The organism is Enterobacter sp. HK169 (genome assembly GCF_001719105.1).
GTDB classification, from domain to species: Bacteria; Pseudomonadota; Gammaproteobacteria; order Enterobacterales; family Enterobacteriaceae; genus Enterobacter; species Enterobacter asburiae_B.
Window position 1 is genome coordinate 3,467,246 of the sequence record NZ_CP017087.1, and the last position, 14,101, is coordinate 3,481,346.

The 14,101-nt window shown below is 49.5% G+C and carries 13 protein-coding genes and 1 tRNA gene; 12 read left to right on the forward strand and 2 right to left on the reverse strand.

Annotated elements, in window-relative coordinates; all coding sequences use genetic code 11:
- Positions 1 to 89: 89 nt before the first annotated feature.
- Together argF and argL are read right to left on the reverse strand one after the other, a co-directional pair.
- Positions 90 to 1,094, reverse strand: a complete 1,005-nt coding sequence (gene argF, locus EnteroDNA1_RS16470; RefSeq protein WP_023299201.1) for an ornithine carbamoyltransferase — start codon at positions 1,092 to 1,094, stop codon at positions 90 to 92.
- Complete coding sequence (gene argL / locus EnteroDNA1_RS22590) at positions 1,064 to 1,159, reverse strand: putative translational regulatory protein ArgL (RefSeq protein WP_213328991.1); 96 nt, start codon at positions 1,157 to 1,159, stop codon at positions 1,064 to 1,066. Before argL ends, argF begins: the two co-directional genes overlap by 31 nt.
- 99 nt (positions 1,160 to 1,258) lie before the next feature.
- Between argL and rraB the strand changes: the two genes are divergently transcribed.
- The 12 genes from rraB (at position 1,259) to EnteroDNA1_RS16530 (ending at position 14,091) form a co-directional block, all read left to right on the forward strand.
- Complete coding sequence (rraB, locus tag EnteroDNA1_RS16475) at positions 1,259 to 1,684, forward strand: ribonuclease E inhibitor RraB (RefSeq protein WP_069303574.1); 426 nt, start codon at positions 1,259 to 1,261, stop codon at positions 1,682 to 1,684.
- A 47-nt stretch (positions 1,685 to 1,731) separates the two neighbouring features.
- On the forward strand, positions 1,732 to 2,490 hold the full coding sequence (gene miaE / locus EnteroDNA1_RS16480) for a tRNA isopentenyl-2-thiomethyl-A-37 hydroxylase MiaE (protein ID WP_069303575.1): 759 nt from the start codon (positions 1,732 to 1,734) through the stop codon (positions 2,488 to 2,490).
- 30 nt (positions 2,491 to 2,520) lie between these two features.
- Positions 2,521 to 3,243, forward strand: a complete 723-nt coding sequence (locus EnteroDNA1_RS16485) for a hypothetical protein (protein WP_032662492.1) — start codon at positions 2,521 to 2,523, stop codon at positions 3,241 to 3,243.
- A gap of 106 nt (positions 3,244 to 3,349) precedes the next feature.
- Positions 3,350 to 3,434, forward strand: a tRNA-Leu gene (locus tag EnteroDNA1_RS16490).
- A 198-nt stretch (positions 3,435 to 3,632) separates the two neighbouring features.
- Positions 3,633 to 4,892, forward strand: a complete 1,260-nt coding sequence (locus EnteroDNA1_RS16495) for a tyrosine-type recombinase/integrase (RefSeq protein WP_069303576.1) — start codon at positions 3,633 to 3,635, stop codon at positions 4,890 to 4,892.
- A gap of 474 nt (positions 4,893 to 5,366) precedes the next feature.
- Complete coding sequence (locus tag EnteroDNA1_RS16500) at positions 5,367 to 5,633, forward strand: hypothetical protein (protein ID WP_069303577.1); 267 nt, start codon at positions 5,367 to 5,369, stop codon at positions 5,631 to 5,633.
- Positions 5,634 to 5,689: 56 nt separating this feature from the next.
- Positions 5,690 to 6,268 (forward strand): restriction endonuclease subunit S, encoded by a 579-nt coding sequence (locus EnteroDNA1_RS16505; RefSeq protein WP_069303936.1) that lies wholly within the window; start codon positions 5,690 to 5,692, stop codon positions 6,266 to 6,268.
- A gap of 6 nt (positions 6,269 to 6,274) precedes the next feature.
- Positions 6,275 to 7,798, forward strand: coding sequence for a type I restriction-modification system subunit M (locus EnteroDNA1_RS16510; RefSeq protein WP_069303578.1), 1,524 nt, complete (start codon positions 6,275 to 6,277; stop codon positions 7,796 to 7,798).
- Positions 7,788 to 9,035 carry a restriction endonuclease subunit S gene (locus EnteroDNA1_RS16515; protein WP_069303579.1) on the forward strand — a complete coding sequence of 416 codons (1,248 nt, stop codon included), beginning with the start codon at positions 7,788 to 7,790 and terminating at the stop codon, positions 9,033 to 9,035. The genes EnteroDNA1_RS16510 and EnteroDNA1_RS16515 overlap by 11 nt, the downstream gene beginning before the upstream one ends.
- Positions 9,032 to 10,078: a virulence RhuM family protein gene (locus tag EnteroDNA1_RS16520; RefSeq protein ID WP_069303580.1), complete on the forward strand. Its 1,047-nt coding sequence runs from the start codon at positions 9,032 to 9,034 to the stop codon at positions 10,076 to 10,078. Before EnteroDNA1_RS16515 ends, EnteroDNA1_RS16520 begins: the two co-directional genes overlap by 4 nt.
- Positions 10,075 to 13,353, forward strand: coding sequence for a type I restriction endonuclease subunit R (locus EnteroDNA1_RS16525; protein ID WP_069303581.1), 3,279 nt, complete (start codon positions 10,075 to 10,077; stop codon positions 13,351 to 13,353). Before EnteroDNA1_RS16520 ends, EnteroDNA1_RS16525 begins: the two co-directional genes overlap by 4 nt.
- A gap of 18 nt (positions 13,354 to 13,371) precedes the next feature.
- Positions 13,372 to 14,091, forward strand: coding sequence for a M48 family metallopeptidase (locus EnteroDNA1_RS16530; protein WP_069303582.1), 720 nt, complete (start codon positions 13,372 to 13,374; stop codon positions 14,089 to 14,091).
- Positions 14,092 to 14,101: the final 10 nt, after the last annotated feature.

Genomic DNA, 14,101 nt, shown 5'->3' on the forward strand with positions numbered 1-14,101 from the left:
AAATGATTTTTTTTGCGCGTAAACTGGAAATGATTATCTGCTGAAAAATAATTCAGCAGATAATCACCCTCTCAAGGTAAGAGAGAGGCTCACTCCCCAAGCGTCGCCACCATCACCGCCTTAATCGTATGCATCCGGTTTTCCGCCTGGTCGAACACGATGCTCGCCGCCGACTCAAACACCTCGTCCGTCACTTCCATCCCGCCGTGCAGGTCGAACTCTTTCGCCATCTGCTTGCCGAGCGTGGTCTGGTCGTCATGGAACGCCGGCAGACAGTGCAGGAACTTCACGTTCGGGTTGCCGGTCAGCGCCATCATCTGCGCGTTCACCTGATACCCGCGCAGCAGCGCAATCCGCTCCGCCCACTTCTCTTTGGCTTCGCCCATCGACACCCAGACGTCGGTGTAGATAAAGTCCGCGCCCTTCACGCCCGCCGCCACGTCTTCCGTCAGCGTGATCTTCCCGCCGTGCTTCTCCGCCAGCGCGCTGCACTCCGCCACCAGGCTCTCTTCCGGCCAGCAGGCTTTCGGGGCCACCAGGCGCAGATCCAGCCCGGTCAGCGCCGCCGCTTCCAGCATCGAGTTGCCCATGTTGTTGCGCGCATCGCCCGCGTAGACCAGCGTCATCTCGTTAAACGCCTTGCCCGGCAGGTGCTCCTGCATGGTCAGCAGGTCCGCCAGCAGCTGGGTCGGGTGGAACTCGTTGGTCAGCCCGTTCCACACCGGCACGCCCGCGTACTGCGCCAGCGTCTCGACCACTTCCTGGCCGTGGCCGCGATACTGAATGCCGTCGTACATCCGCCCGAGAACCCGCGCGGTGTCCTTAATTGACTCTTTATGCCCAATCTGGCTGCCGCTCGGCCCTAAATAGGTGACGCGCGCGCCCTGGTCAAATGCGGCAACTTCGAAAGAGCAACGTGTACGGGTCGAGTCTTTTTCGAAGATGAGCGCGATGTTTTTACCGGTAAGCTTCTGTACTTCCTTGCCATTTTTTTTATCGGCTTTGAGCTGTGCGGCAAGGGTCAGCAGAGAAGTGAACTGTGCAGGGGTAAAGTCGAGCAGTTTCAGAAAGTGTTTCTTGTATAAATCGGACATTTTATCCTCGCATGGCGAACGCCACTTATTGAATTAAAATTCACTTTATATGTGTAATTATTCATTTGCAACCCCGTTTCACAATTCTTTCTTACAAAGGTGGAGGCAAACCCGTCCGTGTGTGAAAATAGAAGTATCTGCCGCACTTTAAAGAGGATTGAGCCATGGCAAACCCGGAACACCTGGAAGAGCAACGCGAAGAGACGCGTCTGATTATTGAAGAACTGCTGGAAGACGGTAGCGATCCGGACGCGCTGTACACCATCGAGCACCATTTCTCTGCGGATGATTTCGACGCGCTGGAAAAACTGGCCGTGGAAGCCTTCAAGCTGGGTTACGAAGTGACCGAGCCGGAAGAGCTGGAAGTGGAAGAGGGCGACACCGTCATCTGCTGCGACATCCTGAGCGAAGGCGCGCTGAAGGCGGAGCTGATCGACGCGCAGGTAGAACAGCTGATGAACCTGGCCGAGAAGTTTGAAGTGGAATACGACGGCTGGGGAACCTACTTCGAAGATCCGAACGGTGAAGACGGCGAAGAAGGCGACGACGAAGATTACATCGACGAAGACGACGACGGCGTGCGTCACTAAGCGTTTCAGGCGGTGGCGCGCGCCACCGCTTTTTTCAAGGCAGAACCATGGATTACCCGCAGATACTCGCCCCCGTACTCAACTTCCTCCAGTGCCCGACCCCGCAAGCATGGATTGATAAAGCCCGCGACCCGGCGAACCTGCCGCTGCTGCTCACCGACCACATGGTGTGCGAGCTCAAGGCCGCCCAGACTGCGCTGCTGCTGGTGCGCAAATACGTCGCCGACGAAAGCGGTGCCGACGCGCTGCTCGACTGGCTCAAACCCTACGAACAGTTCACCTTCCGCGACGGCCCGGAGCCGGACTTCGTCGCCCTGCACAGGCAGATTGGCAAAAGCGTGATGCCCAAAACCGATGACCCGTGGGGCCAGTCGCTTATCGACAGCATGGTGCTGCTGATTAAAGAGGAGCTGCACCACTTCTGGCAGGTGCGCGAGGCGATGCTGGCCCGCAACATTCCGTACGTCAAAATCACCGCCAGCCGCTACGCCAAAGGGATGCTGAAGGACGTGCGCACCCACGAACCGCTGACGCTGATCGACAAGCTCATCTGCGGCGCCTACATCGAAGCCCGCTCCTGCGAACGCTTCGCCGCGCTGGCCCCGTTCCTCGACGACGATCTGCAGAAGTTCTATCTCTCGCTGCTGCGCTCGGAAGCGCGCCATTATCAGGACTACCTGACGCTGGCCCAGCAGGTGAGCGACGACGATATCTCTCCGCGCATACAGCATTTTGGCGAAATTGAAGCCACACTTATCTCGACACCGGACCACGAGTTTCGCTTCCACAGCGGTGTGCCGGTGTAAACCGGCATAATTCAAGGATAAGGATGCGAGATGAATAAAACGTGGACCCGTACCGTGATGGTTGTTGTGGTGGCCGCCGCCGTGGCGTTCTGGGTGTTCTTCGACAGGCAGCGCGCTCCGGAACGGCAGATGGATTCTGCCCTCAACGCGATGCCCGCCTGGCAGGTGATTAAGGAGCAGGAGCCCGCGCTGCATCAGCGCATCCTCGACCAGATGGCCGCCCTGCAAAAAGCGGGCGAGCCGGAGCAGCAGATTATCGACACCATCCAGCCGCAGATCCTGCATCTGCAGATGTCGCGCCTGCAGAACGCCCCGGACGCCAACGTGGTGAACTACATGACCATCAACATGGAGCAGACCGCCGCCATCCAGAAGGTGAGCGACGACGCCTGCTTCCGCTTCCTCTACCCGACGGTGAAGGGCGGCGTGAACCCGATGCGCATGCTGGATAAAGACCTGATGGCGCGGCGCATGCAGGCAGACGCCGACATGATGCGCGCGGCCTACGGCAAAAACCGCCACACCGTGACCCCGGCCGAACGCGAGGCGGCTGTCGAGGACGTGCGACCGATTATGAAGGAGCTTGCCGATAAGTACGGCGAGGACATCCAGCTGCTGCAGATGCCGGAGAAGGCGGCGGGCAAAGAGAAGCTCTCCTGCGATATGGTGCAGGAGATGTGGGCGAAGGTGCTGGCGCTGCCGGAGCAGAAGGCGGCGGGGGTGATTCGTCTGGCGGTGTCTGAACTGGAGTGACGAAGGGCGCTGGTTTTTTGGGCACTTAGCGCGGGTTTAGCGCGTCGTCGCTTGCATGGCGGCGCGCGACAGGTATAATCCACAACGTTTCCGCATCCCCTTCAGTGCCGAAGTGGCGAAATCGGTAGACGCAGTTGATTCAAAATCAACCGTAGAAATACGTGCCGGTTCGAGTCCGGCCTTCGGCACCATCGGAACATCAATAGACGTCAACGGACGTCTTTTTTTGTGCCTGAAATCCAGTATCCGCAAGGCTTTCCTCGCTTTTTCACTCAACCTAAGTCAACCTGATTCAATCTACATCAACTTACTGATGCGGGTACAACTGCGGGTATATCCCGGTTCGATAATGTTTGTACCCACACAGAACCCTTGAAAGGATACTCATCATGGCTCTAAGTGATGTGAAAGTTCGTTCGGCTAAGCCTGAAGCAAAAGCCTATAAACTAACTGACGGTGAAGGCATGGTTTTGCTGGTTCACCCTAACGGTTCCAAATATTGGCGTCTTCGTTATCGCTTCGGCGGTAAAGAGAAGATGCTGGCTTTAGGGAAATACCCTGAAGTGTCGCTGGCTGATGCCAGGGCTCGTCGTGACGAAGCTCGTAAGCTCTTAGCTAGCGGCGTTGATCCCAGTGAAAATAAGAAAGTTATTAAGGTAGAGCAAGAGCAAGAAGCGATAACGTTTGAAGTGGTCGCCAGAGACTGGCACGCCAGTAATCAGAAGTGGTCTGCATCACATAGCGCTCGTGTATTGAAAAGCCTGGAAGAGAATCTCTTCACTGCCATCGGTAAGCGGAACATTGCTGATTTGAAGACGCGGGATCTTCTTGTACCCATCAAAGCGGTGGAATCATCCGGACGACTCGAAGTTGCGGCTCGTTTGCAACAGCGTACTACCGCGATTATGCGATTTGCCGTGCAGAGCGGTTTAATCGATTACAATCCTGCGCAAGAAATCGCTGGAGCGGTCGCCACAGCTAAACGACAGCATCGTGCTGCTTTGGAACTTAATCGCATTCCTGAATTGCTTCACCGCATCGATCACTATTCTGGCAGGCCGTTAACCCGACTGGCGGTTGAACTCACTTTGTTGGTTTTCATCCGTTCAAGCGAGCTGCGTTTTGCCCGTTGGACAGAAGTGGATTTTGAAACGGCTATGTGGACGATACCCGGTGAGCGTAAGCCACTGGAAGGAGTCAAGCATTCTCAGCGAGGTTCGAAGATGCGTACTCCACATCTTGTTCCCTTGTCGCGGCAGGCTCTGGCCATTTTGGAACAGATCAAAAGCATGAGTGGGAATCGAGAGCTGATTTTTGTTGGTGATCACGATCCACGTAAACCCCTAAGTGAGAATACGGTGAACAAGGCGCTGAGAGTGATGGGTTATGACACGAAAACGGAAGTATGTGGGCATGGTTTCAGGACGATGGCGTGTAGTTCTCTGATTGAGTCAGGATTGTGGTCGAGGGATGCAGTAGAGCGGCAGATGAGCCACCAAGAGCGTAACTCTGTGCGTGCGGCATATATTCATAAGGCCGAGCATTTGGGGGAGCGCAGGTTGATGTTGCAGTGGTGGGCTGATTATCTGGATATTAATCGAGAAAAATCAATTAGTCCGTTTGACTTTGCTAAGTTGAAGACTAAGTAAATTTAGCAAACGAGAACGATTTGGTATTCACCAAACGGAAAGCCATTTGTGGCATGTATAAATATGCAGCCTATCTGGAGGGAAGACGGGTGTGGTGCACGTGTATAGGATAATCTTGCGTCAATGTTGAATGATATTACACAGAACATTTAACAAAAAAAGCATAAAAGTGCGCAAGTCATAAAAATATTTGCGCATGTTTCATTCATGCTCGATCATTTTTTATTGATTTAAAATCAATCGGTTGTGTCGTAAGAAGTTTGTTTTTTTGCACCTGATTTACGAGCATGCATCTCTGTAGGTCAGCTACTGCATTATTTTTTAGTTTACATTCTGATCTTTTTGCTCAATCATAGCTTCACCACACCATTTTTATCTCTGTACATGAACTACAGAGTTGAGTGGTGAGGTGCGACAGACTGCAATCTGTCGCGTTGACTCAAACCCAAACGTCTAAATTAGGAGATCAAATCTATGTCAGCTTATCAAATTTCTTACGATCTGCGAAAGCAGAAAGACTATGCCCCGCTCATTGAGCGCATCAAGTCTTATGGGACCTGGTGTCATCCTCTGGAATCAACCTGGATTATTGTCACCGAGCAAACGGCAACTCAAGTTCGCGATTATCTCAAAGCCTTTATGGATAACGATGATGGTCTACTCGTCACTGGTTTGCGGGGAGACAGTGCGTGGTATGGGCTTTCTGACAATATCTCTCAATGGCTTAAAAACAACTTATAATCGCCACGCTTAAGAATGGATGCGCCAGGGATGGTGCAATGAATCAGGGGGGCCGTATGCCAACACCTTTAAAAAAGTTAGGTCAAATTGCAGGCATCCGTTCAGGCCACACTCTAAGGGGAGCAATCACGCCTGACCCTGAAGGGGATGTGCGTCTGTTACAGATTAAAGACCTTGAACAGGACTGGCAGTTCAATGACAAAGCATTACCTACTGTCGTGTGGGAACAACGCATCGCTCCCCCATTTCTTGAACAGGGGGAGATTGTTGTTGCCGCCAGAGGGAATCGTAATCTGGCAGTTGTATATCGTGGCCAGGTTCCTGTGGTTGCTACCAGCCAGTTCCTGATTGTTAGTCTCAAAAGAAAAGAGAGTGAGATTGCCCCCGAATACCTTTGCTGGCTGTTAAACCATCCGATGATTCAGCAATGGTTTCATCGGAGTGGCACCAACATTCAGTTAATAACGAAATCAGCGCTGCTGGATGTCGCTATCCCGCTTCCCCCTATTGAAACTCAATTACAGCTTATCGAGCTCCAGCGTATATGGCAGAAAGAAGGTGAACTTATCAATAAGTTACAGGAAAATCGCCATCAGCTTGAGCTTGGTATTTTGCAAAAATTACTTAAGGATTAACTTGTTATGAGCAATATGATCGATCAGGACCGCATCAACCGCGTGCTATGGGGCGTATGTGACACTTTCCGTGGCACTATCAGCCCTGATACTTACAAAGATTTCATTCTTACTATGCTGTTTCTGAAGTACATCTCGGATGTTTGGCAGGATCACTATGATGGCTACAAAGCCCAGTATGGGGATGAACCAGAGCTAATTGAAGAGATGATGAAGAATGAACGCTTCGTTCTACCTAAAGATGCTAGCTTTTATGCTCTCTATAAGCGTCGAAGTGAGGCGGGTAACGGTGAACGTATCGATGTAGCTCTACACGCAATTGAAGAAGCTAACGGCACTAAGCTGAAAGATGGCAGCAAGAGCGTGTTCCAGGAAATTTCATTTAATACCAATAAGCTTGGTGATGAAAAACAAAAGAATCTGATTTTGAAGCAGTTACTCGAAGATTTCACTCATCCAGAGCTGAATCTTAAGCCCAGCCGGGTGGGGGGATTAGATGTAATTGGTAACGCTTATGAATATTTGATTGGCAAGTTTGCTGCGAATAGCGGCCAGAAAGCCGGAGAGTACTACACGCCACCAGAAGTGTCAGATCTGCTCGCAGCGCTGCTTGACCCACAGCCAGGGGAATCTATCTGTGACCCAACCTGTGGTTCTGCTTCACTGCTGATGAAGTGTGGTAAGTGGGTCGCTCAACAACACCACAGTAAGAATTATGAACTTTACGGGCAGGAAGCGATTGGCTCAACATGGTCTCTGGCTAAAATGAACATGTTTCTGCACGGCGAGGATAACCATAAAATCGAGTGGGGTGATACGATCCGCAATCCTAGGCTACTCGATAAAAATGCCAATCTGATGCTGTTTGATGTGGTTACCGCTAACCCACCTTTCTCATTGGAGAAATGGGGGATTGATGATGTGGCTGACGATCATTATGGTCGGTTCCGTCGTGGGCTTCCGCCTAAAACCAAGGGTGACTTTGCGTTTATCCTTCATATGATCGAAACCATGAAGCCGAAAACCGGACGTATGGGGGTGGTGGTTCCCCATGGAGTGTTGTTCCGCGGTTCCAGTGAGGGAAAAATCCGTCAGAAGTTGATTGAAGAAAATCTCCTTGATGCGGTGATTGGTTTGCCAGAAAAGTTATTCTTCGGTACAGGTATACCTGCTGCAATCCTGATCTTTAAAAAGAATAAAGTGGACGATAACGTGTTGTTTATCGACGCCAGTCGTGAGTTTAAATCAGGTAAAAATCAAAACCAGCTAAGCCCTGAAAATATTACCAAAATCGTTAAAATCTACCGTGAAGGTGATAGCGTCGAAAAATATGCTTATCTTGCCAGTCTGCAGGAGATCCGCGACAACGACTACAACCTGAATATTCCACGTTATGTAGATACTTTTGAGGAAGAAGAGGAAATAGATCTTATTGCTGTGCGTGCAGAACGTGAACAATTAAAAACGCAGCTATTTCAGCTTGAAGTGGAAATGGAAAAGTATTTGAAGGAGTTGGGATATGGTGCCTAAGGGTTGGGTTCAAGGATGTGTTGGAGACTTACTCATTGGTTTGGAATCTGGTGTAAGTGTTAACGGCGAAGATCGTCTTGCTCAACCTGGTGAGAAATCAGTGCTCAAGGTGAGCGCTGTGTCTTATGGTTGCTTTGACCCAAAAGCATCTAAAGTTATTGATAAAGCAGAAATATCACGAGCTAAAACAAAACCTCGTGCGGGTCAAATTATAGTTAGCAGAAGTAATACGGAATCACTTGTTGGCGCTAGTGCATATATCGATAAAGATTATCAAGATCTTTTCTTACCAGACAAACTATGGCAAACCGTTCCAAAACCTGATGCTAACATGAAATGGTTAAGCTATGTTTTAGCATCTGAGCATGTTAGATATACTCTTTCAAAATTGGCCACGGGAACTAGTGGCTCAATGAAGAATATCACAAAAGGAGAGCTATTGTCCTTAAGGATATTAATACCATCACAGCCAGAGCAAACAAAGATTGCCAAAATACTCTCTATATGGGATCAGGCTATTATGAATACTGATAAATTAATCAGAGCTAGTAAAAAGCAGAAAAAGGGCCTGATGCAAAAACTACTCACGGGTACTAAACGTCTCCATGGTTTTAACGATGAATGGAAAAAATATCAACTATCAGATATTACTAAAATTATTGTCAGCCCTGTAGATAAAAAAACTGTTAGTGGTGAGGTTTCTGTGGAGCTTTGTAATTATACTGATGTTTATTACAATAATGAAATAACGAAAAATATCAAATTTATGAAAGCAACAGCGACCAGTAGTGAAATAAAAAAATACATGTTGCAGATTGATGATGTGATAATTACCAAAGACTCTGAGACGCCAGGAGATATTGCTGTTCCGGCTCTAGTTTCTGAGGAATTAAACGGTGTCCTATGTGGATATCACTTGGCAATTATAAGGCCAAATAAATCTACTGTCTCTGGTGCGTTTCTTAATTATCTCTTTTCAATGCCGAAGACACGATACTACTTCTTCACTTTAGCTACAGGTGCTACAAGATTCGGGCTGTCAATAGGGGGGATTAACAAGGCACAGTTTTCTCTTCCGACGGTAGATGAGCAGCGAAAAATTGCCGATCTTTTATCAAGATCGGATAAAGAAATTACAGCACTAGAGCAAAAGCTCAGCTACCTAAAACAAGAAAAAAAAGCCCTGATGCAGCAATTGCTTACCGGCAAACGCCGGGTTAAGGTGGACGCCGCATGACTGATAAACACTTACCTCAACCTCCAGCAGGTGAATTCCTGCTGTTCCAAAGCGAAGATGGCCGCGCACGCGTTGAGTGTCGCTTTCAGTCAGATACGCTTTGGCTCACTCAGGCATCCATGGCTGAGCTATATGATAAGGATGTTCGTACCATCAACGAGCACCTTATCAACATCTTTTCAGAAGGCGAACTTGGTCAAAATTCAACTATCCGGAAATTCCGGATAGTTCGCCAGGAAGGAAAGCGTCAGGTTTCCAGAGAGATAGAGCACTACAGTCTCGAAGCCATACTGGCTGTAGGCTATCGTGTTCGCTCAGTTCGGGGGACTCAGTTCCGTCAGTGGGCCACGCAAACCCTACAGGAATATCTGATTAAAGGGTTTGTGATGGATGACGAGCGGTTGAAGAATCCGCCCGTTGGCTCTTCTGTGGTGCCCGACTACTTTGACGAGATGCTGGAACGTATCCGAGATATTCGTGCCAGCGAGCGGCGCGTCTATCTGCGTGTGCGGGAGATTTTCGCGCTGGCTGCTGATTATCAGCCGACTCTGAAAGAGACCACCCTCTTCTTTCAAACCATCCAGAACAAACTGCACTTTGCTTGCACTGGGCGTACAGCCGCTGAGCTAATCCACCAGCGGGCAGATGCCAGCCAGCCTCATATGGGGCTCACCAGCTATAAAGGCAATGACGTGCGAAAAGGTGATGTCACGGTTGCTAAGAATTATCTGACCCAAAAAGAAGTCAGTGAGCTGAACCGTGTAGTGAATATGTGGCTGGACTATGCCGAAGATCAGGCGCTGCGACGTCAGCAGGTTTTTTTGCAGGACTGGCAGGAGAAGCTGGATCAATTCCTGCAGTTCAACGACCGCAATGTGTTACAGGGCGCTGGGACTGTCAGTAAGAAAATGGCAGATGAAAAAGCTCAGGGTGAATATGCAAGATTTGCAGAGCAGCGGCGTTTGTTAAAAGAGGCTGAGGGTGAAAAGGATATTACCGAGCTACTGCACTGGAAAGCCGATAAAGATAAGGGAACATCATGAGCATGCAGATCGCGCCAAAATTCCAGGAAGAGTACAGCGCCAAGCTCCCGGCGCTGGCTCTCTTGAGCAATTTAGGCTGGACATATATTTCACCTCAGCAAGCCATGTCTGCGCGAGCAGGCAAGGCAGATCAGGTGGTTTTAAACCAGATTTTGCGTGAACAGTTAGCCAAGAGAACGTTTATCTTTGCCGGTAAAGAGCATGTCATTTCCGATAAAGCGATTGATAGCCTAATCGCCGAAGTTAATAGCCCGGCATTAAACCAGGGATTAATTACCGCCAATGAACACTTGTACAACCATCTGTTGTACGGCATTTCAGTGACGGAATTTATCGATGGCAAACGGGCGAATCCAACAATCTCGTTGATCGACTGGAACAACCCGCGTAACAACAGCTTTGTTTTCACAGAAGAGTTCAGCGTGACACGCGCTAACGGTATTGAGGCACGCAGGCCCGATATTGTCTGCTTTGTGAATGGTATTCCGCTGGTTGTTATCGAGGCTAAGCGCCCGGACGGCAATGCTAAAAAAGGGCCGACTATTGACGAGGGGATCTCTCAAAGTCTGCGAAACCAGCGTCATGATGAAATTCCACGACTGTTTGCCTACAGCCAGATCTTACTATCGATAAACGGCCATGATGGACGTTACGGGACTTGCGGAACACCGACTAAGTTTTGGGCGACATGGCGGGAAGAAGATATCTCCGATCTGGAGATGCTTGCCATCAAAAACCGCAAGCTCATAGCACAGCAGATGGAGTCAATCTTCAGCCATCGTCCGGTTGCCTGCCTGAAATGGTATCAGAACCTGATTGCAGCGGGTGAACTGGCTTTAACGGGCCAGGACCAGCTACTTATCAGTCTGCTTTTACCTGAACGTCTACTGGATATGGCTCGTTTCTTCACGCTATTTGATAAGAAAGCCGGTAAGGTCATTGCCCGATATCAGCAGGTATTCAGTATCAAACGACTGCTGCAGCGTATCGAAACGAAGAATCCTGATGGTAGCCGCAACGGTGGGGTTATCTGGCATACCACGGGTTCTGGTAAGTCGCTGACGATGGTTTTCCTCAGCAAGGCGCTGATTCTGAGTGAAACTCTCAAACAGTGCCGCATCATCGTGGTAACCGATCGCGTCGATTTGGAAAACCAGCTCAGTCGCACCTTTATCTCAACCGGGGAACTGGCAGGTAAAAGGGATAAAGCCGATGCCATTGCCACCTCTGGCAGACGTTTAGCCGAACAGATAGGCAGGGGGACTGAGCGCATTCTCTTCTCGTTGATTCAGAAATTTAACACGGCCACCCGCCTGCCCGAGTGCGTGAATACCAGCCCCGATATCATTGTGCTGATTGATGAAGGCCACCGTAGCCATGGCGGTGAGAGTCATCAACGCATGAAGCTGGCTCTACCAAACGCGGCCTTTGTTGCTTTCACCGGTACACCGTTGCTGAAAGATGATAAGACCACTAATAAATTTGGTCCCATCGTTCATGCTTACACCATGCAGCGTGCGGTAGAGGACAAGACTGTCACTCCGCTTCTCTACGAAGAGCGTCCCCCCGAGCTGAATGTTAATGAACGAGCTATAGATAGCTGGTTTGACCGTATCACCGAGGGGTTAACGGATAAACAAAAAGCCGACTTGAAGCGTAAGTTTGCTAATAAAGGGCAAGTCTATAATGCAGATGATCGCATCCACCTTATTGCACTGGATATCGCCAACCATTTTGTCAAAAACATTGATGATGGTTTGAAAGGGCAACTTGCCTGTGACAGTAAAGCAGCAGCGATAAAATACAAAAAGTACCTTGATGAAGCCGGGCTGTTTGAGTCTGCAGTGGTCATTAGTTCTCCTGACACGCGTGAAGGTAATACCGAAGTGGATGAATCTGGTATCCCTGATGTGACCAAATGGTGGCAAGATAATGTCGGCTCTCAGGATGAGCAGATTTACACGCGCAATGTCATTGAGCGTTTTGATAAAGATGATTCGCTGAAGCTTCTTATTGTGGTTGATAAGTTACTTACCGGATTTGATGAACCCAAAAATGCCGTGCTTTACATCGATAAGCCTCTTAAAGGGCATAACCTTATTCAGGCAATAGCCCGTGTTAACCGCCTCCACCCTAAGAAAAAATTTGGTCTGCTAATCGATTATCGGGGCATTCTCAAAGAGCTGGATACCACTATTGAGGATTACCAGAAGCTTGCATCCCGCACGCAGGGCGGGTTTGACATCGACGATCTGGTGGGGCTGTACGGCCAGATGAGTACGGAGTACAAGCGCCTTCCCCAGCTGTATAAAAATCTGTGGGCGATTTTCGCAGGTGTAAAAAACAAAAACGATATTGAGCAACTCCGTCAGGTGCTGGTGCCGCGCACGGAAGAAAAGCATGGCGAGATGGTTGATGTGCATCTTAAAGTCCGTGAAGACTTTTATGAGGCACTCACGCAATTTGCCAGCTGCCTGAAAGTGGCGTTGCAGTCGGCTACCTTCTTTGAGGATAAGAGTTTCAGCGAAGAAGACCGCCAGCACTATAAAGAGACGCTCAGGCAATTTACCAGCCTGCGTCAGTTGGTGAAGCAGGATGCCGGTGAGACGGTAGATTATGATCAGTACACGGAACAGGTTAAAAAGCTGCTGGATAAACACGTTGTTGGTGTAGAAGTCCGCGAGCCTGATGGAGTGTATGAAGTCAGCAAAATGGGACAACGGCCCGAAGAGTGGAGTGAGGATAAAACTCGCAACGAAACGGATATTATCAAAACCCGTGTAACCCGCATGATTGAGCAGGATTTACGTGATGATCCTTATGCCCAGGAAGCCTTCTCGAAGTTACTGCGTCTGGCTATTGAAGAGGCGGAAAAACTGTTTGATCACCCTCTCAAGCAGTACATGCTATTTCGTGAATTTGAGGAGCAGGTACAGGAACGGCGGCTGAACGACATACCCGACGTGTTTGCCGGTCATCACCATGCACAGGCTTACTTTGGCGTATACAAAAAAGTACTGCCGGAGGTTTTTGCCGTTACTGATCCTCAGGTCATCGATAAATGGGTGAAGCTTGCTTTTGAAGTAGACCAGGCTGTTGATATCTCAGTGGCTGAGAACTCGATCAATCCGCAAAATATCGAGGCTGACATCCGCAAGAAGCTTCTGCCGATGATGTTTAAAGAGTGTAAGGCAATAGGTGGCGGAATGGATCAGGCGAAAAAGATTGTGGAAATGATCGTCCAGATTACCCGTGTAGGGCTGAGCGGAGTCTAAATTGTGGGCGAAAGAGCAATGAGCTTCATTTACGGTGATGAACGTATTACCTTCGAGTGTAAACCACGACCGTTGGTGAATGGACGCATCCTGATAAAAGTTCACCCCGACTGCCGGGTTGTAGTATCGGCGCCGCAGGATACCGATGATCAACAGGTTCTGAATGCCGTTGAAAAGCGTGGGCGCTGGATCTATCAGCAGCTACGGGACTTCCGTAAGCAGCTGGAATATATAACTCCACGACAGTATATCAGCGGTGAGAGCCACTATTACTTGGGCAAACAGTACATGCTTAAGGTGATAGTGGCTCCCTCTGACACTCAGGGTGTAAAAATGTTGCGTGGCAAGCTGGAAGTCACCTTACGCTATAAGAGCGCTGAAAAGGTTCTGCAGTTGCTGACTGACTGGTATAAGGCTCGAGCCCGCGAAGTCTTCGCCAAAAGGCTGAGTGCTATGCTGGAGCAAGCGTTATGGGTCAGTGACTCACCACCATTGCGCATTCTTACCATGCAGACTCAGTGGGGAAGTTGTTCCCCCAATGGAAGGGTGACCCTGAATCCCAACCTGGTAAAGGCCCCGCGTGAGTGTATCGATTACGTTATCTTGCATGAACTCTGCCATCTGGCCGAGCATAACCATAGCGAACGCTTCTACCGGCTCATGGGGCAGGTAATGCCTGACTGGGAGAAGACCAAAAAGTGTTTGGACGGGATGGCTGGGATGATAATGACAAGCTAAACATAATAGC

Coding starts and splice junctions, on each gene's coding strand:
- argF (WP_023299201.1), bottom strand. CDS start 1,094: ATGTCCGATTTATACAAGAAACACTTTCTGAAACTGCTCGACTTTACC.
- argL (WP_213328991.1), bottom strand. CDS start 1,159: ATGAATAATTACACATATAAAGTGAATTTTAATTCAATAAGTGGCGTT.
- rraB (WP_069303574.1), top strand. CDS start 1,259: ATGGCAAACCCGGAACACCTGGAAGAGCAACGCGAAGAGACGCGTCTG.
- miaE (WP_069303575.1), top strand. CDS start 1,732: ATGGATTACCCGCAGATACTCGCCCCCGTACTCAACTTCCTCCAGTGC.
- EnteroDNA1_RS16485 (WP_032662492.1), top strand. CDS start 2,521: ATGAATAAAACGTGGACCCGTACCGTGATGGTTGTTGTGGTGGCCGCC.
- EnteroDNA1_RS16495 (WP_069303576.1), top strand. CDS start 3,633: ATGGCTCTAAGTGATGTGAAAGTTCGTTCGGCTAAGCCTGAAGCAAAA.
- EnteroDNA1_RS16500 (WP_069303577.1), top strand. CDS start 5,367: ATGTCAGCTTATCAAATTTCTTACGATCTGCGAAAGCAGAAAGACTAT.
- EnteroDNA1_RS16505 (WP_069303936.1), top strand. CDS start 5,690: ATGCCAACACCTTTAAAAAAGTTAGGTCAAATTGCAGGCATCCGTTCA.
- EnteroDNA1_RS16510 (WP_069303578.1), top strand. CDS start 6,275: ATGAGCAATATGATCGATCAGGACCGCATCAACCGCGTGCTATGGGGC.
- EnteroDNA1_RS16515 (WP_069303579.1), top strand. CDS start 7,788: ATGGTGCCTAAGGGTTGGGTTCAAGGATGTGTTGGAGACTTACTCATT.
- EnteroDNA1_RS16520 (WP_069303580.1), top strand. CDS start 9,032: ATGACTGATAAACACTTACCTCAACCTCCAGCAGGTGAATTCCTGCTG.
- EnteroDNA1_RS16525 (WP_069303581.1), top strand. CDS start 10,075: ATGAGCATGCAGATCGCGCCAAAATTCCAGGAAGAGTACAGCGCCAAG.
- EnteroDNA1_RS16530 (WP_069303582.1), top strand. CDS start 13,372: ATGAGCTTCATTTACGGTGATGAACGTATTACCTTCGAGTGTAAACCA.